We start from the raw sequence: 17,875 nt of genomic DNA on the forward strand, positions 1-17,875 counted from the left end.
CGTTCGGCAACGAAGGCTGTTGGCCGCCGGGCCCCGGCCGCCCCCGGCGTCGCCCGGTACCGTGGCCGCGTGACGAACGAAGACGAGGTGGGTGAGCGGCCCGGGGCCGGGAATCTCGATGTCCGCTGGCACGCCGGCTGGCCGTCGGCCAAGCACGATCCGGCGCCGGAGATCCAGGTGCACCGGTACGACGGGGACACGGTGATCCTGCGGCAGAACAAGTCGGTGCACTACGAGGCGCCGTTCATGTTCCTGCTGTTCGGCGCCGAGCGGGCGCTGCTGCTGGACACCGGGGCGACCGAGGAGGAGCGGTTCTTCCCGCTGCGGAGCACGGTGGACGGGCTGGTCGCCGAGTGGCTGGAGCGCCACCCGCAGGCGCCGGCGGGGTACGGGCTGCTGGTCGCCCACACCCACGGGCACGGTGACCACGTCGCGGGGGACGGCCAGTTCGCGGGGCGGCCGGGGACGACGGTGGTCGGCCGGGAGCAGGCGGAGGTCGTCGAGGCCTTCGGGCTCAAGGACTGGCCGGAGGGGCTCGGCGAGCTCGACCTCGGCGGGCGGGTGCTCGACCTGATCCCGGGGCCGGGCCACCAGGCGGCCGGGCTGGTCTTCCACGACCGCAGCACCGGGCTGCTGTTCACCGGGGACTCGTTCTACCCGGGGCTCCTCTACGTCCAGGACGCGGCGGCCTTCTCCGCCACCGTGGACCGGCTGCTGGCCTTCTGCGAGGCCAACCCCGTGACGCACATCCTGGGGTGCCACATCGAGATGACGACCACCCCGGGCGAGGAGTACCCGCGCGGGACGACGTACCAGCCGGACGAGCCGCCGCTGCAGCTGACGGTCGGCCAACTGCGCACCCTGCGGGCCGTCCTGGACGCGGCCGAGGGCCGTCCCGGGTCGTACCCGGGCGACGACTTCACCGTGCTGATCGGCGGCTGAGCGGGCCGACGCGGCGGTGCCTGGCCCCGCGACTCGCGGGGCCAGGCACCGTGGGGCGGGCAGGGATCAGACACCGACCCGGCGGTGCCGGGCGCCCTCCGTCTCGGGCTCCGGCCCGGTGGCGGCCGCGGCTGCGGCCCGGTCGGCGAGCGGGGCGGGCTCGGTGTGCGAGAAGTCGGGGAGCCAGCCGAGCCAGCGCGGCAGGTACCAGTTGCGCTCGCCGAGCAGGCTCATCACGGCGGGCAGCAGCACCCCGCGGATGATCGTCGCGTCGATCAGCACGGCGACCGCGAGGCCGACGCCCATCTGCTTCATGGACTGCATGGAGAGCGTCCCGAAGACCCCGAACACCGCGACCATGATGACCGCCGCGCTGGTGACGACCCCGGCGGTGGAGCGGATGCCGTGGGCGATGGCGGCCTGGGTGGACAGGCCCCGGTCGTGGCCCTCCTTGATCCGGGAGACCACGAAGACGTGGTAGTCCATCGAGAGCCCGAACAGGATCACGAAGAGGAACAGCGGCACCCAGCTGTCGATCGCGCCGACCCCGGCGGTGCCGAGCAGCGAGGCGCCGACACCGTGCTGGAAGACCAGCGTCAGCACCCCGTACGCGGCGCCGACCGAGAGCAGGTTGAGCGCGACGGCGGTGACGGCGACGGCCAGCGAACGGAACGAGGTGAGCATCAGCAGGAAGGCGAAGGCCACCACGAACCCGAACACCGGCACCATGCTGCCGGTCATCTGCTCGTTGAAGTCGTGCGAGCCGGCGGTCGAGCCGGTGACCGGCGCCTCGGTGCCGGGGACCTTCAGCAGGGTGGCGGGGATGATGTCCTCGCGCAGCGTGCGCAGGGCGTCGGTGCTGGCGCTGTCGTTGCCGGAGCCCCTCAGCGGGATGTCGATGGTGGCGACGTTCTGCTCGGAGTGCAGCGTCACGTCGATCGGGCCGTGCATCCGGTTGCCGGCCAGGGCCCGGGCCTTGAGGTCCTCGATCGCCGCGCTGATCGCCGGCGAGTCGATGTCGGTGGCCCTGACCACCACGGTGGCGGGGGAGGGGCTGCCCGGGAAGGCGGCCTGGATCCGCTCGGAGGTGGCCACCAGCGCGTTGCCCTTGGGCAGTTGCTGCTGGAAGGTGAGGTTGGCGGTGTGCATGGTGAGCAGCGGCGCGGCGATGCCGAGCAGCAGGCCCCCGGCCAGGACGGTGGCGGCCAGCGGGCGGCGCAGCACCGGGGTCAGGACGGCGTTCCAGATCCGGCCGCCGGTCGCGGCGGTCTCCGCCCGGCGCAGCCGGTGCAGCAGCGGGACCTTGCCCTTGTCGACCCGGTCGCCGAGCATCGAGAGCAGCGCGGGCAGGACGGTGAGCGAGCCGAGCACCGCGGTGATCACCACGACGATGGTGGCGTACGACATGGCCTGGAAGTCGGCGATGCCGGTGAGGAACATGCCGGCCATCGCGACGACCACGGTGACGCCGGAGACCAGGACGGCCCGGCCGCTGGTGGCGGCGGCGATCCGCAGGGCGGTCTCGGCGTCGTGCCCGGCGGCCCGCTCCTCGCGTTCGCGGCGCAGGTAGAAGAGGCAGTAGTCGACGCCGACGGCGAGGCCGACCAGCAGCATCACCGAGCTGGCGTCGTTGCTGGTGTGCAGCAGGCCGCTGCTGAGGGCGACCAGGCCGCCGGCCGCCACGAAGGCGGTGAGGGCGAGGACCACCGGCAGGACGGCGGCGACCAGGGCGCCGAAGGCGATCAGCAGGATGCCGAGGGCGAGCGGGACGGCCGTCCACTCGGCGCGCTGGAAGTCGTCGGCGAACTGGTCCTCGAACCACTTGCCGGAGCTGGCCTCGCCGAGTTCCTCGACGGTGAGGTCGCGGTGCTGCGCCTGCACCTTCGCCACCGCGTCCAGGACGGCCGGGATGTTCTCGGCGGCCTTCTCGCGGTCGCCGGTGACGGTGAACTGGACCAGCGCGGAGTGCCGGTCGGCGGAGAAGGCCTGGGTGTCGTACGGGGAGCGGAGGTCCCCGGTCCTCCCGGTGCCGGTGACGGCGGCCCGGACCTGGTCGACGACGGCGCGGAAGGCCGGGTCGTCGGCGGTCAGGGCCGCGCTCTGGACGAGCACGCTCTCGGAGGCCGGTGCCTTGATCCCGGCCTCGTCGAGGATCTTCGCGGCGCGGGCGACCTGGCCGGGCATGGACTCGGACTCGGTGACCTGGGTGCTGCCGTGCACCCCGCCGAGGTAGGCGGCGAGGACGACGAAGAGCAGCCAGCCGAAGACGGCGCTCTTGCGGTGCCGGGCGCTCCAGGCGCCCATGGCGGCGGCGAGTCCCTGCCGGGGCGGGCGGGGGCGGGCGGGGCGAGTGGGGTCGGGGCGGTCGGGGCCTGGTCTGGGTGTCACGGTGGTACGTCCCCCCGGGGATCGCGGCGGTGCGGGCCGCCGTTGTCAGGTGCCGGGTGCGGTCCGGCGTCGTCATCGAATCTAGAAAGCCGGGGGGCCGGCCGGTATCCGGCTGACGGGGGAGTCGCCCCGGGGGTCTGCCTCGGGGGTGGGGTGGGGTTTTCCCTACCCGCGTCCCTGATCTCCTCCTTGGGGACAGCGCCGGACTCCACCCTGAGGGGGAGACGCCTCCACCCGGAGCACGAGGTCAACGGGGGTGGGGCCGGGGGAGGATGGTGCGGGGCGGCGCAGTCGGCGTCCCTGAGGGGGCGGACCCGCGGGGGGTTGCTTGCCGGGCGGCAAGCAAGTGCTCGTAGGATGGTTCCTCACGACACTTACCTGCCGACCGGCTAAGGAGCAGATCCCTGCTCCTCGGCCGGTCCTCAGCCGTCGCCCGGCGTCCCGTTTCTCCTGGGCTGCGGTGACCATGCCCAGGAGGCACAGCGAGCATGTTCCACCGAATCGGACAATTCGTGGTCACCCGAGCGTGGTGGGTGATCGCGGCTTGGGTGGTCGCGGCCATCGCCATCATCGGCACCGCGCCGAAGTTGACCGCGCAGACCGACGAGGCCGCCTTCCTGCCGAAGCACTACGAGTCCATCCAGGCCTCGGAGCTCCAGGAGCGGGCCTTCCCCGCCAGCTTCACGCCGGGCGCGCTGCTGCTCTTCGAGCGCACCGACGGCGGCAAGCTGGACGCGGCCGACCAGGCCACCATGAACAAGGTGGTCCAGGGGCTGAGCGACAAGCGCATCGCGCTGGTCGAGCAGATCATCCCGGTGAGCGCGCAGTCCACCTCCAAGGACGGCAAGTACGCGCTGTCGATGGTCGCCATCGACAAGACGAAGATGCAGAGCGAGGAGTACGGCGAGGCCGCCAAGGCCCTGCGTGCCGACGGCGCCGAGCTGACCGCCGGCACCCCGCTGAAGTTCCAGGTCGGCGGCCAGTCCGCGATGAACCTGGACCAGAAGGACTCCTCCGCGCTGGCCAACGCTCTGATCGGCGGCGGCACCGTGGTGATCATCCTGATCACGCTCGGGATCATCTTCCGCAGCCCGATCATCGCGCTGCTGCCGATCCTGTCGATCTTCGTCTACTCGATGGTCGCCAACGGCCTGATCGCGGACGCGAGCAAGATCTTCGGACTCAAGTCCGACGCCTCCATGTCCGCGATCCTGATCGTGGTGCTGTTCGGCGTCGGCACCGACTACTTCCTCTTCCTGATGTTCCGCTACCGCGAACGGCTGCGGGCCGGCGAGGACCGCAAGACCGCCGTGGTCAACGCGGTCGGCCGGGTCGGTGAGGCGATCGCCTCCGCCGCCGGCGCCGTCGTGGTCGCCTTCGCCGTCCTGGTGCTCTCCAGCCTCGGCCTGTTCAAGGCGCTCGGCCCGTCGCTGGCCATCGCGGTCGCCGTCACCGCCCTGGCGTCGGTCACCCTGGTGCCCGCGATCCTCTCCCTCATCCCGGAGAAGGTGCTGTTCTGGCCGTCCAAGGCCTGGCAGCGCGAGCCCAAGGGCGCCCGCTTCGCCGCCATCGGCAAGGCCGTCAGCCGTCGCCCCGGCATCGCCGCGCTGGGCTCCGGCGTGGTCATGCTGGCGCTGGCGCTCTCCGTGGTCGGCTACAAGGGCACCTTCGACCTGGCCGGCAGCTCCATGCCGAAGAGCAAGGAGTCGATGGTCGTCCAGGACAAGATGATGAACGCGTTCTCGGCCGGCGCCGCGGACCCGAGCCATGTCTACCTGACCGTCACCCAGGACGGCGCCAAGCTCGACGCCGCCGCCCTGGACGCCTACGCGGCCAAGCTCGGCGGCGTGGCCGGCGTCGCGTCCGCCTCGCTGCCCCAGGACGGTCTCAGCAAGGACGGCGGCACGGCCAACTTCACCGTGCTGCTCAAGGACAGCCCGGCCAGTAACCAGGCCATCAGCACCATCGCCGGCCTGCGCGACACCGCGCACGAGGAGGCGCCGGCCGGCACCAAGGCGTACGTCGGCGGCATCACGTCCGTCTACAAGGACATCAACACCGCGATGGCGCACGACTACTCGCTGGTGTTCCCGATCGCCGCACTGCTGATCATGGTGATCCTCGGCCTGCTGCTGCGCAGCGTCGTCGCCCCCTGGTACCTGATGGCCTCGGTGGGCCTCGGGTTCGGCGCCACCCTCGGCGCGACCAAGCTGGTGTTCCAGAACTTCGCCGGCGAGCCCGGTCTGATGTTCATGCTGCCGATCTTCATCTACCTCTTCGTGGTCGCGATCGGCACCGACTACAACATCCTGATGATCGCCCGCCTGCGGGAGGAGGCCCGTGAGGGCCGCAGCCCGCGCGAGGCGGCCGGTGAGGCGATCCGGCACGGCGGCCCGACCGTCGCGGCGGCCGGCTTCATCCTGGCGGCGACCTTCGCCACCATGATGCTGGCGGGCAACACCCTCTTCAGCGAGATGGGCTTCTCGATCGCGTTCGGCATCGTGCTGGCGGCGTTCGTGATGTCGCTCTTCTTCACCCCGGCGCTGACCGCGCTGCTGGGCAAGGCGGCCTGGTGGCCCGGTCACGGCGACGTGGCGGGCCACGACGCCCCGGTGGCGCTCGACAAGGCCGCCGGCTCCCCGGAGCCGGCCGGCCGGCACTGAGGCCGCGCCGGGCCGGGGGGATCCTCTCGGCCCGGTGAGTCCCAGGTCACAGGGCACGCGGCGACCGCTCCGGCGGGCGCCGCGTGCCCTGCTGTCGGGGGCCGCAAACGTGACGTGTCCGGCAAAAATCACTCGATCATTCCGGTGTTCGCCGTGCTACAGTCGACGCAGTTGCAGTTTTGGTTCCCATGAACGTATGTGTGCGCCTGCTGGTACCAACCAACAGGCGCATTTGTTTTGTCCGGTGTTTCAGTCTCCGGATGGGGATCGCGGCTACTTTGGGGCCCACGAGGTGTGGGTCCTGATGCCCCAGTATGAGGAGACGGTTATGGCTACCGGCACCGTGAAGTGGTTCAACAGCGAAAAGGGCTTCGGCTTCATCGAGCAGGACGGTGGCGGCGCTGACGTGTTCGCCCACTACTCGAACATCCAGGCGAACGGTTTCCGTGAGCTGGTCGAGGGCCAGAAGGTCGAGTTCGACGTCACCCAGGGCCAGAAGGGCCCGCAGGCCGAGAACATCCGCGTCATCTGAGTCCAGCTTCCGAGCTGACTCACGTCGCGAAGCGAGGGCCCGTACCGCACGGTGCGGGCCCTCGTGCATGCCGCCGAACGGCCGGGGCGGCAGTGGTTCATTCCTCTCCTGACGGCCGACCTTCCCCAGCTCCCCGCTGGGGGCCCTACCCCCAGCCACCGCCGGGGGTACCCCCAAGGTCCGCCACCACGGCACAGCCGTGGCCGTCGGCCGCATCAGGACGGAAAATCACCACATGACCGATCAGTCACGCCCGCAGCGCAACCGCAGCACCGGCGGCCGCACCCAGGGCACCGGCGCCGCAGCGGGCCAGGCCGGCCGCGGCCGCCCGCGCACCGGCGGCAACGCCAGCAGCAGCGGCGGCTTCAGCGATGCCCAGCGCCGCAGCGGCAGCAGCACCGGCGGCCTGCGCAGCGCCGGCGCCACCGGTGGCCGGGGCCGCGGCCGGGGCGCCGCCCCCCGCGAGCGCGCCGTCGAGGCGCCCGCCGACTTCGCGATCCCCGAGGGCACCCCGGCCCGCCCGCCGGCCGCGACCTTCGCCGAGCTGGAGATGCCCAAGGGCCTGCTCTCGGCACTGACCCGCGAAGGCGTCACCGAGCCCTTCCCGATCCAGTCCGCCACCCTGCCCGACGCGATCGCCGGCCGTGACGTGCTCGGCCGCGGCCGCACCGGCTCCGGCAAGACGCTGGCCTTCGGCCTCTCGATCCTCGCCCGCACGGCCGGCAAGCGCGCCGACGCGCGCCGCCCGCTGGCCCTGGTGCTGGTGCCGACCCGCGAGCTCGCGCAGCAGGTCACCGACGCCCTCACCCCGTACGCGACCGCCGTGAACCTGCGGATCGCCACCGTGGTCGGCGGCATGTCGATCACCCGGCAGGCCAACGCGCTGCGCCGCGGCGCCGAGGTCCTGGTCGCCACCCCCGGCCGGCTCGACGACCTGATCAACCGGCAGGACGTCCGGCTGGACGAGGTCGCCATCACCGTCCTGGACGAGGCCGACCAGATGGCCGACATGGGCTTCCTGCCGCAGGTCACCAAGCTGCTGGAGCAGGTCGCCGAGGGCGGGCAGCGGATGCTGTTCTCCGCCACCCTCGACCGCAACGTGGACCGCCTGGTCCGCCGCTTCCTGACCGACCCGGTGACGCACTCCGTCGACCCGTCGGCCGGCGCGGTGACCACCATGGACCACCACGTCCTGCAGATCGACACCGCCGACAAGGCCTCGGCCACCGCGCACATCGCCTCCCGCGAGGGCCGGGTGATCATGTTCGTGCACACCAAGCACGGCGCCGACCGCCTCGCCAAGCAGCTGCTGGCCACCGGCGTGAAGGCCGCCGCCCTGCACGGCGGCAAGTCCCAGCCGCAGCGCAACCGCACGCTGGACCAGTTCCGCGAGGGCCACGTGTCCGCGCTGATCGCCACCAACGTCGCCGCCCGCGGCATCCACATCGACGGCCTCGACCTGGTCGTCAACGTGGACCCGCCGATCGACCACAAGGACTACCTGCACCGCGGCGGCCGGACCGCCCGGGCCGGCGAGTCCGGCACGGTCGTCACCCTGGTGCTGCCCGAGCAGCGCCGCGAGGTCACCCGGCTGATGACCACCGCCGGCATCCGCCCGACCACCACCAAGGTCCGCCCCGGCGACGCCGAGCTGGCCCGGATCACCGGCGCCCGGACGCCCTCCGGCGTCGCGGTCACGCTGGCCGTGCCGATCAGCCAGGCCCCGGCGGCCAGCACCACCAGCGCCCCGCGCCGCCGCACCTCCGGCCCGCGCTCCTCGCTGCCCACCGACGTCGACATCAACGGCAACGCCCGCCGTCGCCGCCCCAAGCAGCGGATGGGCGCCACCGGTGGCGGTGCCACCCACACCGCGGCCGGCTTCTCCGGCAAGGCGAGCAGCGGCTCCAAGCCCGGCTCGGGCTCCAAGAGCGGCGGCAACTACGGCACCGGCCGCCAGCGCCGCCAGGCCAACTGACGCGACGCCCCCGGCCCGTCCGGCGGGCCTCCGAAGCGGGCACCTCCTCCGGGGGTGCCCGCTTCGGCGTTCCGCGACCCCGGCGGGGTCGGGGCGCGCCCGGCGGTGACGGTCAGGCCTGCACCCGCTCCGGCGACGGCACGGCGCCCGGCTCCGGGTCCGTCGCCGATCCCCAGTCCGGCTGCCGCCGCCCGCCCGGCGCCAGCCGCCGCAGCCGCTCCGCCGTCTCCTCGTCCCGGGGCGCGAGCACCACCAGCTCCAGCTGCGGCTCGCCCTGCGCCCGCAGCACCAGCTGATCGATCCGCAGCAGGCCCAGCACCTCGTGTTCGAGGTCCTTCTCGGTGCCCGAGCGCTCCTGCACCTGGTGCTCGTCCAGCCAGCGGTCCGCCTCCGGGAACCCGGCCCGCAGCCGCGCGATCACCGCGGCCAGCCGCTGCGCCCCCGGCGAGCCGTCACCGCCCCGCTCGCCGTAGGCGGCCCGCAGCTGCGCCAGGGTCCGCCGGGCATGGCGCTCCCAGTCGACCGTCCGGGCCCGGTGCGCGTGGTTGGCGAACACCACCCAGCCCAGGTTGCACTCCCCGGCCGGCCACCGGGAGAACTCGAACAGTGCGTCCGCCTGCGGGTTCCAGGCCCGGACGTCCCAGCCGGCGTCGATCAGGAACGCGGGGGACGGCGCCTGCGCGTCCAGCAGGCGCAGCAGGGCCCCGGGCACCCGCTCGGGCACCGGGCCCTCGGCCGGCAGCGCGTGACTGCCCGCCAGCCGGAACAGGTACTCCGTCTCCGCCTGGTCGAGGCGCAGGGTGCGGGCCAGGCTCGCCAGCACCTCGGGGGAGGGGTTGATCGCGCGTCCCTGCTCCAGCCAGGTGTACCAGGTCACCCCGACGCCGGCGAGCACCGCCAGCTCCTCCCGCCGCAGCCCCGGCGTGCGGCGGCGCAGGCCCGGCGCCATGCCCACGTCCTCGGGCGTCAGCCGGGCCCGCCGGCTGCGCAGGAAGTTCGACAGTGCCGTCCGCCGTGCCGTCCCGGCCGTCTTCATGTCCGCCCCCGTCTTCCCGTCCTGGTAGCCGTACTACCAGTATCGCCACGCACTGCCGGGCCGCCGCGGCGCCCGCGAGGCTTGCCGGGTCAGCACGTTGATGACCCGTACCAGAGGGAGTACCCGATGAGGCGTCAGTTCCGCCGCGTCCTGGTGGCCGCCGCGACCACCGCCCTGCTCACCGCCGCCGCGATCCCGGCGGCGGACGCCGCCACCACCGCGAAGGCGGCCGGCGGCCGGCCCGCGGCGGCCCGCCACCCGGCCGTCGTCGACGGCCACGGCCCGTCCCTGCACCCCGAGGGCGCGACCTGGGACGCGGCGCACCGCCGGTTCCTGGTCGGCTCCCTGCGCCACGGTACTGTCTCCGCCGTCCGGCCGGACGGGAGCGTCCGGACCCTGGTCGACGACCCGGGGACGATCGTCTCGGTGATCGGCCTGCACGCGGACGCGGCCCGCGGCCGGGTCCTGCTGGCCAACGGTGACAACGGGGTTGGCCTGCGCAGCTCCGCCGCCACCACCGGCCGGCTGGCCGGGGTCGGCGCGTACGACCTGGAGACCGGCCGCCGGATCTTCTACGCGGACCTCGCCGCGGTGGCCGGCGACGGCGGCCCGCACTTCGCCAACGACATCGCCTTCGGCCCGGACGGCACCGCCTACGTCACCGACTCCCGCGCGCCGGTCGTGTACCGGGTCGGCGTGGACGGCCGGGCCTCCGTCCTGCTGCGGGACGAGCGGCTGCGGGCGGCGCCGGACGGGTACGGGCTGAACGGCATCGTCTACCAGGACGGCGCGCTGCTGCTCGGCAAGTACGACGACGGCACGCTGTGGCGGGTCCCGGTGGGCCGTCCGGCGGAGCTCCGGCAGGTCCGGCTGACCGGGGCGGCGGGGGTGCCCGGGGCGCTGGCCGGGCTCGACGGCCTGCTGGCCGGCCGGGACGGCGCGGTGCTGGGCGTCACCAACGGCCTGGGCGCACCGGGCCGGGACGCGCAGCTGGAGCTGCGGTCGCCGGACGGCTGGCGGACCGCCCGGACGGTCGCCGTGCACCCCTCGGCGGACCCGGCGCCGACCGCCGTGACGGCGGGCCCGGCGGGCGGCTTCTACCAGCTCTCCGGCCGGATGGACCTGCTCTTCGCCGGCACGACCACCGACAGCTTCACGCTGCGGCGGATCTGAGCACCAGGCCCGGGCCGGGCGGCCCGGTACCGCCGCGCGGGTGACAGGCGGGGGCACCGGCCCGCGCGGCGGTACCGGGGACGGGCCTGGGTGGCAGGCTGGCCGGGAGGTGCGGGAGGCCGGCGGAGCGGAGTGGGCTGTGCAGAGCGTGTGGGCCGTGGTGTTCGCCCTGCTCGCCGCCGCCAGCAGCGCGACGGCGACCGTGCTGCAGCGCAAGGCGGCCAGTACGGTGCCGCTCTCCGCCGGGTTCCGGCTGCGGCTGATCGTCGAACTGCTGCACCGGCCGGTGTGGCTGGCCGGGTTCGGGGCGATCGTGCTGGCCGCCTGCCTCCAGGCGCTGGCGCTCTCCCAGGGCGCGCTGTCCCTGGTGCAGCCCCTGTTCGTGCTGGAACTGCCGATGGCGATGCTGATCGCCGGCTTCGTGCTCGGGCGGCGGCTGACCCGGGGCAGCTGGCTGGCGGTGCTGGCGGTGGTGGGCGGCCTCGGGACGGCGCTGGCCGCCGCCGACCCGCAGGGCGGCATCACGCATCCGCCGGGCGGGCGCTGGGCGGTGGCCACCGGCTGCTGTGTGGGGGCGGTGGCGCTGCTGGTGGTGGTGGCACGGCGGCATCCGCCCGGGCGGTTGCGGGCGGCCTCGCTGGCGGCGGGCGCGGCGATCGGGAACGCGCTGACGGCGGCGCTGATGAAGGCCGCGACGCACGCCTGGCAGAGCGACGGGTTCACCGGATTCCTCACCGCCTGGCAGACCTACGGCTTCGCGCTGGCGGGCGCCGGTTCGGTGTTCCTGCTGCAGAACGCGATGCAGTCCGGCCCGCTGGTGGCCTCGCAGCCCGCGCTGACGCTCACCGACGCGCTGGTGAGCCTGGCGCTCGGGGTCGCCCTGTACGAGGAGACGGTGCGGACCGGGTGGTGGCTGCTGCCGGAGATCGCGGGTGCGCTGGCGATCCTGGCGGGCGCGCTGGTGCTGGCGCGGACGCCGCTCGCCCGGCTGCTGGCGGAGGGGTGACGGCGGAGGGGTGACGGCCGGGCGCGACGGCCGGGCAGCCGCGGTGCCGCTCAGGCTCCCCGGCGCAGGCCCTGCCCGACGGCGCCGCGGGCACCGAGCCGGGCCTCGTCGTACCGGTGCAGCAGCAGCCGGGCGATCTCCGGCGCGTCGCCGAGCACCCCGGCGACGAGATCCGCGTCGTCGTCGGCGGCGGCCGCGATGCGGTCCGGGAGCAGCCCGGGGGCGAGCAGGTACGGGGCGACGGCGACCCGCTCGGCGCCGGCCCCGCGCAGCGAGGCGACCGCCCCGGGCACCCGGTGGCCGGTGGCGGCCGTGGCCGCGTACGCGACCTCGACGCCGGCCCAGCCGCGGGCGCGCCGCCATTCGGCGGCCAGTGCCCGGGTGACCCGGCCGGCGGCCGGGTCGGAGGAGCCGGCCGCGGCCAGCACGATGCCGGTGCGGGCCCGGACGGCGTCGGAGTCCACGTCGAGCCCGGCCTCGGCGAGCCGGCGTTCCAGGGCGGCGAGGAGCAGCGGGGACGGGCCGAGCACGTCCGCGAGCGGGAGGTCCGCGCCGGAGGCCCGCAGCGCGGCCGGGATGTCCGTCTTGGCGTGATAGGCCCGGTTGAGCAGCAGCGGGACGGCGACGGCCGGGGCGCCGCCGAGCCGCTCGGTGACCTGGGGGAGGCGCGGTGCGCAGAACTCCAGGTAGGCGGTGGCGACGTCCAGCGCGGGCCGCAGGGCACGGATCCGCCCGACCAGGGCCTCCACGGTGGCCGCGTGCCGGGGGTCGCGGCTGCCGTGGGCGATCAGCAGGAGCGTGGCGGCGGACAGCTGTGAACTCACGTGCGGCCTCGGCAGGGAGGGAAATGTCGGGAAATGGAATCGTAGCAGCGGGCCGCCCGCCGCGTCCGGCCTTTCCCATATCCCGGCCGTGCGCGTGACGTTCCGTGCGAGATCCGTCACCCGGCGGCCGGGCAGTCCCGGGAGGAAACCGGAACGACCCTCGCCCGGTTCGCCTTCTCCAGCACGTACGCCGCGCCGCCGCCGGCCGGCCAGATGTCCAGAGCCGGGTTCCGGGTGGCGTGCAGGGTGCCGTCGGCCGGATTCATGAAGGTGAGCTTGCCGTCCCGGCTGAATGCCACGCAGGCACCGGTCGCCCGGAATCCGGTCGCCTGTGGCAGATATCCGGACGAGCCCATGGCTCGAAAGGTGACGGGGTCGAACACGCTGACTTTCGCCGTGTTTCCCGAAGGGCTCGGCCGGTAATCGACCACGGCGATTCCGAAAGGACCGGCCGAGCATTCACTGACGAAATCGACCGCGAGTCCGGCGGGGGCGGTGCCGGGATTGTCCCGCGCGAATGCCGAGGCGCCCTTCCCGAGCGTGACGATTCTCGTCCCGTCGTCCGTCCAGCAGCCGGCCGGCCCGGGCATCGCCGGTGTCGCGCCGCCGACCGCCGGCTCTTTCGCGTCGAGGGAGACCTGATGGCCCACCCAGACGTCCGGACCGGTTCCGGCGGGATTGGAGACGATGCCCCGGGTGCCGTCGGGAGAACCACGGAAGACGACGGTCGAGCCGTTCTCCAACGGGGTCTCGCGGCGCCGACCGCCGGATTCCACCACGATCGAGCCGGTGGTCGAACCGACCCACTCCGTGGGGGACAGCGCCCAGTGCACGGTGACGCCCGTCGGCTCCGCGGGCGGCGTCGGCCGGGCCCCGCCGAGCATCCAGAGCACCTCCCCGCCGGTGCCGCCGGGGCCCTTCGGCCGGGTGCTGACGACAGCGTCGGGGCAGGCCCGCACGCAGTGCGCCTCGTACGGGTCGATGTCGTTCCGCTGCCACTTCTGCGCCCCGTCCCGGGTGAAACCCCGCAGGACACGGGCGGTGGGGTCGTAGCTGAGGTAGCCGTGCGCGTCCCCGTCCGCGAGGTAGGGACGCCCCGCGGCCGCCTCCGGTGCCGGCCGGGCGCCGGGGGCGGCGCAGGCGGCGAGCAGGGCGGCGGCCAGGAGGGCGGCCAGGGGCAGCATCGGTGTTCGGCGCATGTACCGGGCTTTCTCGTGCGAATGCGGGGTGGGCCGGCCGGCCGGCCCACCCCGGGACGGGATCACACCGGGCTCCGCCCCGCGGTCACGGGGATTCGCCCGGGATTCTCTGCCGGGCTCAGAAGGCCCAGCTGGTGCCCTTGCAGTCGAAGGTGCCGAGGAACCAGGCGGCGACCGTGAGCTTGGTTCCACCACGCTGGGTCTGGACCCCGGTGCCCAGGGTGGGCCCCCAGATGTCGTCCAGGGTGTGGCCGCTCTTGGACTCGTACCAGCCCTTGTTGCCGCCGCCGTCCAGCAGGTAGGCCTGGAAATTGTTGTTCGTATTGTTGGAGTACTGCCCCTGGCTGGTGGTGGCCAGACTGTAGGACACATTGTTGATGGTGCTGCTGTTGACCACCAGGTACTGCGAGTAGCCGGCGAATGTGGCGTCGTTGCCGACCGATCCGAGCCCCCTGCTGCAGGAGGCCCGCGGGCTGACGTCCGCCGAAGCCATGGGCGCGGACGCCATGAGAGCCGCCGCCGCGACAACTGCGGCCGCCATTGCCTTCTTGCCTGCGGAAACCATTTGAGTTCCCTTTCTCTCGGTAATTGGAACCTATCCGCAGACGATCGATGGCTCAAGAACCATCACTTTTTTCGGTCAAGCTTTGGCCGAAACCGTGGACCTGCTTTCCCCAAGGTTTTGCACGGGGCCCTTCCGATTCGGCCGGACGTGGAGGAGATGTACGACTTGTCATTGTCCGAACCGATCCGGTACGGCACGAAAAAGGCCCCGCCGGCCGAGTTGTCTCGGCCGGCGGGGCCCCGGGGCTCCGGGAGGGAGCGGGGACTGCCCGGGTGGTGTCCGACGGTGTCTAGCGGTTGGTGGTGAGCAGGCCCCGGTTGCGCAGCACGCGGCGCTCGATCGGGGCGAAGAGCAGGAGATCGATGGCCATGCCGACGATCAGGATCAGGATGATGCCGAGCAGCACGCCGGACATGTCGGCCGACTCGCGCTGGTTCTCCAGGTAGCGGCCCAGGCCCAGGCCGAGGTCGGGCGAGGCGGCGACGAGCTCGGCGGCCATCAGCGACCGCCAGGAGAACGCCCACCCCTGCTTGAGGCCGGCCAGGTAGCCGGGCAGGGCGCCGGGCAGCAGGATGTGCCGGGCGTTGGCCAGGCCGGTGGCGCCCAGGGTGCGGCCGGCCCGCAGGAACAGCGGCGGGACCTGGTCGATGCCCGACACCAGGCCGTTGGCGACGGAGGGGACGGCGCCGAGCAGGATGACGGCGTACATCATCGAGTTGTTGATGCCGAGCCAGATCACGGCCGCCGGCACCCAGGCGACCGAGGGCAGCGACTGCAGGCCCGCGAGGATCGGTCCGACGGCCGTGCGCACGGGCTTCACCCGGGCCACCAGCAGGCCGATCGGGGTCCCGATCGCGACCGCGGCCAGGAAGCCCGCGACGCCGCGCCAGACGCTGGTCCAGACGATGCTGAAGAGCGTGCCCGCCTGCCACAGGTCGACCAGCGAGCTCCAGACCATCCCCGGGCTGGGCAGCTTGTAGGAGGAAGTGAGCTCCAGGGCGAACGCGCCCTGCCAGAGGGCGAGGACGAGCAGCAGGGCGATCAGGGGCGGCAGGGCCTTCGTGCGCAGGACCTCGCTCAGCGGAGTGCCCTGCGTCTGGACGGCCTCCAGCGCGTCCAGGCCCGCCTCGACGCTGGCGGAGTCCGGCACCTGGGCCTCGTGCACGCTGGGGGCGGTGTCAGTGCTTGCCATGGCGGCGGATCTCCCCACGCAGTTCTTCGGTGATCTCGATGGACAGGTCCGCGACGCCGGCCGACTCGATGCGGCGCGGTTGCGGCAGGTCGATCTGCCACTCGCGGGCGACCCGGCCGGGACGGGAGGAGAGCAGCACCACGCGCTGGGCGAGCCGGACGGCCTCGCGCACGTTGTGGGTGACGAACAGGACGGTGAGCTTCTGCGCGGCCCAGATCCGGGTGATCTCGTCGTGCAGGACGTCCCGGGTGATCGCGTCGAGGGCGGCGAACGGCTCGTCCATCAGCAGCACGGAACTGCCCTGGGCGAGTGCGCGGGCCATCGCGACGCGCTGGCGCATGCCGCCGGAGAGCTCGTGCACGCGCTTGCCGTACGAGCCGCCGAGACGGACCAGCTCCAGCAGGCGCTCGGCCTCGGCGCGGCGCTCGGGGCGGGGCACGCCGTTGAGCCGCAGGGCCAGCTCGATGTTCTTGCCGGCCGTGAGCCAGGGGAAGAGCGCGTGCTCCTGGAACATCAGGGAGGGGCGCCCGCCGGGGACCTCGATGGTGCCCGAGGACGGCTTGTCGAGGCCGGCGACCAGGTTGAGCAGGGTGGACTTGCCGCAGCCCGAGGCGCCGAGCAGCGTGACGAACTCGCCGGGGGCGACGTCGAGGGTGATGTCGTCCAGCACGTGGGTCGCCGCTCCGGCGCGGCCGAAGGACTTGTGGACGTGCGAGATCCGGACGGCGGGGGAGCCGGCCAGGGCCCCGTCGTCGAGGGCGTCTTCCGAGGTGGTCAGTGCCGGGCTCATCCGGGCACCTCCTGCATGAGTGGACATGGGCCCCTCCGGCCCGGTGGTGGGCGAGGAGGGTGATCCGGCGGACTGGCGAAGTGGGAGCCGGGGTCCGGCCCCGCCCGGCCCTGTGACTGGGCATCGACCGGGCGGGCGGGGTTCCGGACCGCGGAGCTTGTGCGGATCGCGCTGCGGGTGCCGCGGCGGGCGGTGGGCCTGCCGCGGCGTACCGGCTACTTGGTGCCGAGCCCGGCGTCCGCCACGGCGTTCTGGCCGGCGGCCTTGAGCACCTTGTTGAGCAGGGTCAGGTCGTAGATCCCGGTCAGGTCGGGCTTCTTGAGCAGGCCCGCGGTCACCGCGTGGTCGGCCTCCGACTGCAGGGTGCTGGCCAGCGGGTCGTCCAGGAACTCGATGTCCTGCCAGGCCGGGTCGAGGATGCTGGCGTCCAGCGCGTTGCCGGCCGCCTCCTTGATGGCCGCGTTGGCGGAGGCCTTCGCCTTGTCCGGGTTGGCCTTGATGAAGGCGTTGGTGTTCACCGAGCCGCGCAGCACGGCCTCCACCACGTCCGGGTGCTCCTTGAGGAACTTCTGGGACACGATGATGTTGGTGATCACGAACTTGTTGTCCGGCCAGAGCGACTTCTCGTTCAGCAGGACCTTCGCGCCGAGGGTGACCAGCTTGGAGGCGGTCGGCTCGGGCACCCAGGCGCCGTCGATCGCACCGGAGCTGTAGGCGTCCGGGGTGACCTTGTTGTCGGTGCGGACCACCGAGACGTCGCCCGCGCCGCTGTCGGGGTTGACCTTCAGACCCTTGCCGGCGAGGTAGTTGAGCAGGGCGACGTCCTGGGTGTTGCCGCGCTGCGGGGTGGCGATCTTCTTGCCCTTGAGGTCGTCCACCGAGCTGATCTTGTCGGGGTTGACCACCAGCTTGACGCCGCCGGAGGCCGAGCCGCCGATGATCTTCAGGGCCTCGCTGTGCGACTGCACGTAGCCGTTGATCGCGGGCGAGGGGCCGATCCAGCCGATGTCGATCGAGCCGGCGTTCAGCGCCTCGATCTCCGCCGGGCCGGCGTTGAAGATCTGCGGCTTGACCTGGGTGGTGCCCAGCTCCTTCTGGAAGATGCCTTCCTTCAGGCCGACCAGCGGGGTGCCGTGGGTCAGGTTGGCGAAGTAGCCGATCTTGACCGAGTCGGCGGAGAGCTTGACGTCGCCCGCGGGGGAGGCCACCGCCGGTGAGCCGGCCGCCTTGTCGTCGCTCTTCGAGCCGTAGCCGCAGGCGGTCAGCAGGGTGACGGCGGTGAGGCCGGCGACCGCGGCCACGGCGGAGCGTCTGATCCGGCCGGCGGCGGGGCGGGCAGCACTATGGGGGAACTGGTTCGAAGCCATTCGAAGTCGTCCTGTTCATGGACGGACCGTCACTCGGCGGTCCGGGTACGGAAGCTGGGGAATCGCTCGCGGCATCGTGATGCCGGGCAAGCCGGGCGGCGCGTGCTGTGCCAACTGTGGGATGGCACAGGGGCGGCCGGCCCGGTGACAGGGGATCAGAGCCCCTGTCCGCCCACACATCGCGTCAGTCCGCCCTGGCCGCTGCCGAGGACGCCGCTGCCGA

General features: G+C 73.1%; 14 protein-coding genes. 6 read left to right on the plus strand and 8 right to left on the minus strand.

Going from position 1 to position 17,875, the window contains the following annotated elements; translation table 11 throughout:
- Positions 1-69: 69 nt before the first annotated feature.
- Positions 70-942, plus strand: a complete 873-nt coding sequence (locus IE329_RS03370) for an MBL fold metallo-hydrolase (RefSeq protein ID WP_229927130.1) — start codon at positions 70-72, stop codon at positions 940-942.
- 66 nt (positions 943-1,008) lie between these two features.
- On the opposite strand, the gene IE329_RS03375 is transcribed toward IE329_RS03370, so the two are convergent.
- Positions 1,009-3,246: an MMPL family transporter gene (locus IE329_RS03375; protein WP_190209357.1), complete on the minus strand. Its 2,238-nt coding sequence runs from the start codon at positions 3,244-3,246 to the stop codon at positions 1,009-1,011.
- A 572-nt stretch (positions 3,247-3,818) separates the two neighbouring features.
- On the opposite strand from IE329_RS03375, the gene IE329_RS03380 reads away from it, so the two are divergent.
- The 3 genes from IE329_RS03380 (at position 3,819) to IE329_RS03390 (ending at position 8,500) form a co-directional block, all read left to right on the plus strand.
- A complete protein-coding gene (locus tag IE329_RS03380) occupies positions 3,819-5,993 on the plus strand; it encodes an MMPL family transporter (RefSeq protein WP_190209244.1) in 2,175 nt (724 codons plus the stop codon).
- 328 nt (positions 5,994-6,321) lie between these two features.
- The gene (locus IE329_RS03385) at positions 6,322-6,525 is read left to right on the plus strand and encodes a cold-shock protein (protein ID WP_073922031.1); all 204 of its coding nucleotides are present in this window, start codon (positions 6,322-6,324) and stop codon (positions 6,523-6,525) included.
- A gap of 235 nt (positions 6,526-6,760) precedes the next feature.
- Positions 6,761-8,500, plus strand: a complete 1,740-nt coding sequence (locus tag IE329_RS03390; RefSeq protein WP_190209245.1) for a DEAD/DEAH box helicase — start codon at positions 6,761-6,763, stop codon at positions 8,498-8,500.
- A gap of 112 nt (positions 8,501-8,612) precedes the next feature.
- Here the strand turns inward: IE329_RS03390 and IE329_RS03395 are convergent, their stop codons facing one another.
- Positions 8,613-9,536 carry a helix-turn-helix transcriptional regulator gene (locus IE329_RS03395; RefSeq protein WP_190209246.1) on the minus strand — a complete coding sequence of 308 codons (924 nt, stop codon included), beginning with the start codon at positions 9,534-9,536 and terminating at the stop codon, positions 8,613-8,615.
- 126 nt (positions 9,537-9,662) lie between these two features.
- Between IE329_RS03395 and IE329_RS03400 the strand changes: the two genes are divergently transcribed.
- Both IE329_RS03400 and IE329_RS03405 read left to right on the plus strand, forming a co-directional pair.
- Positions 9,663-10,709, plus strand: a complete 1,047-nt coding sequence (locus tag IE329_RS03400; RefSeq protein WP_190209247.1) for a gluconolaconase — start codon at positions 9,663-9,665, stop codon at positions 10,707-10,709.
- 139 nt (positions 10,710-10,848) lie between these two features.
- The gene (locus tag IE329_RS03405) at positions 10,849-11,715 is read left to right on the plus strand and encodes a DMT family transporter (protein ID WP_190209248.1); all 867 of its coding nucleotides are present in this window, start codon (positions 10,849-10,851) and stop codon (positions 11,713-11,715) included.
- A gap of 50 nt (positions 11,716-11,765) precedes the next feature.
- Here the strand turns inward: IE329_RS03405 and IE329_RS40285 are convergent, their stop codons facing one another.
- The 6 genes from IE329_RS40285 to IE329_RS03430 all read right to left on the minus strand — a co-directional run bounded on the left by IE329_RS40285 (position 11,766) and on the right by IE329_RS03430 (position 17,652).
- Positions 11,766-12,539, minus strand: a complete 774-nt coding sequence (locus tag IE329_RS40285; RefSeq protein WP_229927131.1) for a sirohydrochlorin chelatase — start codon at positions 12,537-12,539, stop codon at positions 11,766-11,768.
- Between the two features lie 116 nt (positions 12,540-12,655).
- The gene (locus IE329_RS40290; RefSeq protein WP_229927132.1) at positions 12,656-13,738 is read right to left on the minus strand and encodes a hypothetical protein; all 1,083 of its coding nucleotides are present in this window, start codon (positions 13,736-13,738) and stop codon (positions 12,656-12,658) included.
- Between the two features lie 118 nt (positions 13,739-13,856).
- Positions 13,857-14,231, minus strand: a complete 375-nt coding sequence (locus IE329_RS03415; protein WP_190209250.1) for a hypothetical protein — start codon at positions 14,229-14,231, stop codon at positions 13,857-13,859.
- Between the two features lie 361 nt (positions 14,232-14,592).
- Positions 14,593-15,495 carry an ABC transporter permease gene (locus IE329_RS03420; protein WP_190209251.1) on the minus strand — a complete coding sequence of 301 codons (903 nt, stop codon included), beginning with the start codon at positions 15,493-15,495 and terminating at the stop codon, positions 14,593-14,595.
- Complete coding sequence (locus IE329_RS03425) at positions 15,482-16,285, minus strand: ABC transporter ATP-binding protein (RefSeq protein WP_190209252.1); 804 nt, start codon at positions 16,283-16,285, stop codon at positions 15,482-15,484. Before IE329_RS03425 ends, IE329_RS03420 begins: the two co-directional genes overlap by 14 nt.
- Before the next feature lie 215 nt (positions 16,286-16,500).
- Entirely contained in the window at positions 16,501-17,652 is a 1,152-nt protein-coding gene (locus IE329_RS03430; RefSeq protein ID WP_190209253.1) for an aliphatic sulfonate ABC transporter substrate-binding protein, read from the minus strand.
- Positions 17,653-17,875 lie beyond the last annotated feature (223 nt).

Origin of the sequence: Kitasatospora indigofera (assembly GCF_014655955.1) — a bacterium.
GTDB classification, from domain to species: domain Bacteria; phylum Actinomycetota; class Actinomycetes; order Streptomycetales; family Streptomycetaceae; genus Kitasatospora; species Kitasatospora indigofera.

Bases quoted from the DNA above. Each gene is read 5' to 3' on its own strand.
- IE329_RS03380 (WP_190209244.1), top strand. From the start codon at position 3,819: ATGTTCCACCGAATCGGACAATTCGTGGTCACCCGAGCGTGGTGGGTG.
- IE329_RS03420 (WP_190209251.1), bottom strand. From the start codon at position 15,495: ATGGCAAGCACTGACACCGCCCCCAGCGTGCACGAGGCCCAGGTGCCG.
- IE329_RS03425 (WP_190209252.1), bottom strand. From the start codon at position 16,285: ATGAGCCCGGCACTGACCACCTCGGAAGACGCCCTCGACGACGGGGCC.
- IE329_RS03390 (WP_190209245.1), top strand. From the start codon at position 6,761: ATGACCGATCAGTCACGCCCGCAGCGCAACCGCAGCACCGGCGGCCGC.
- IE329_RS03395 (WP_190209246.1), bottom strand. From the start codon at position 9,536: ATGAAGACGGCCGGGACGGCACGGCGGACGGCACTGTCGAACTTCCTG.
- IE329_RS03415 (WP_190209250.1), bottom strand. From the start codon at position 14,231: ATGGCTTCGGCGGACGTCAGCCCGCGGGCCTCCTGCAGCAGGGGGCTC.
- IE329_RS03400 (WP_190209247.1), top strand. From the start codon at position 9,663: ATGAGGCGTCAGTTCCGCCGCGTCCTGGTGGCCGCCGCGACCACCGCC.
- IE329_RS40290 (WP_229927132.1), bottom strand. From the start codon at position 13,738: ATGCGCCGAACACCGATGCTGCCCCTGGCCGCCCTCCTGGCCGCCGCC.
- IE329_RS03430 (WP_190209253.1), bottom strand. From the start codon at position 17,652: ATGGCTTCGAACCAGTTCCCCCATAGTGCTGCCCGCCCCGCCGCCGGC.
- IE329_RS03375 (WP_190209357.1), bottom strand. From the start codon at position 3,246: ATGGGCGCCTGGAGCGCCCGGCACCGCAAGAGCGCCGTCTTCGGCTGG.
- IE329_RS03385 (WP_073922031.1), top strand. From the start codon at position 6,322: ATGGCTACCGGCACCGTGAAGTGGTTCAACAGCGAAAAGGGCTTCGGC.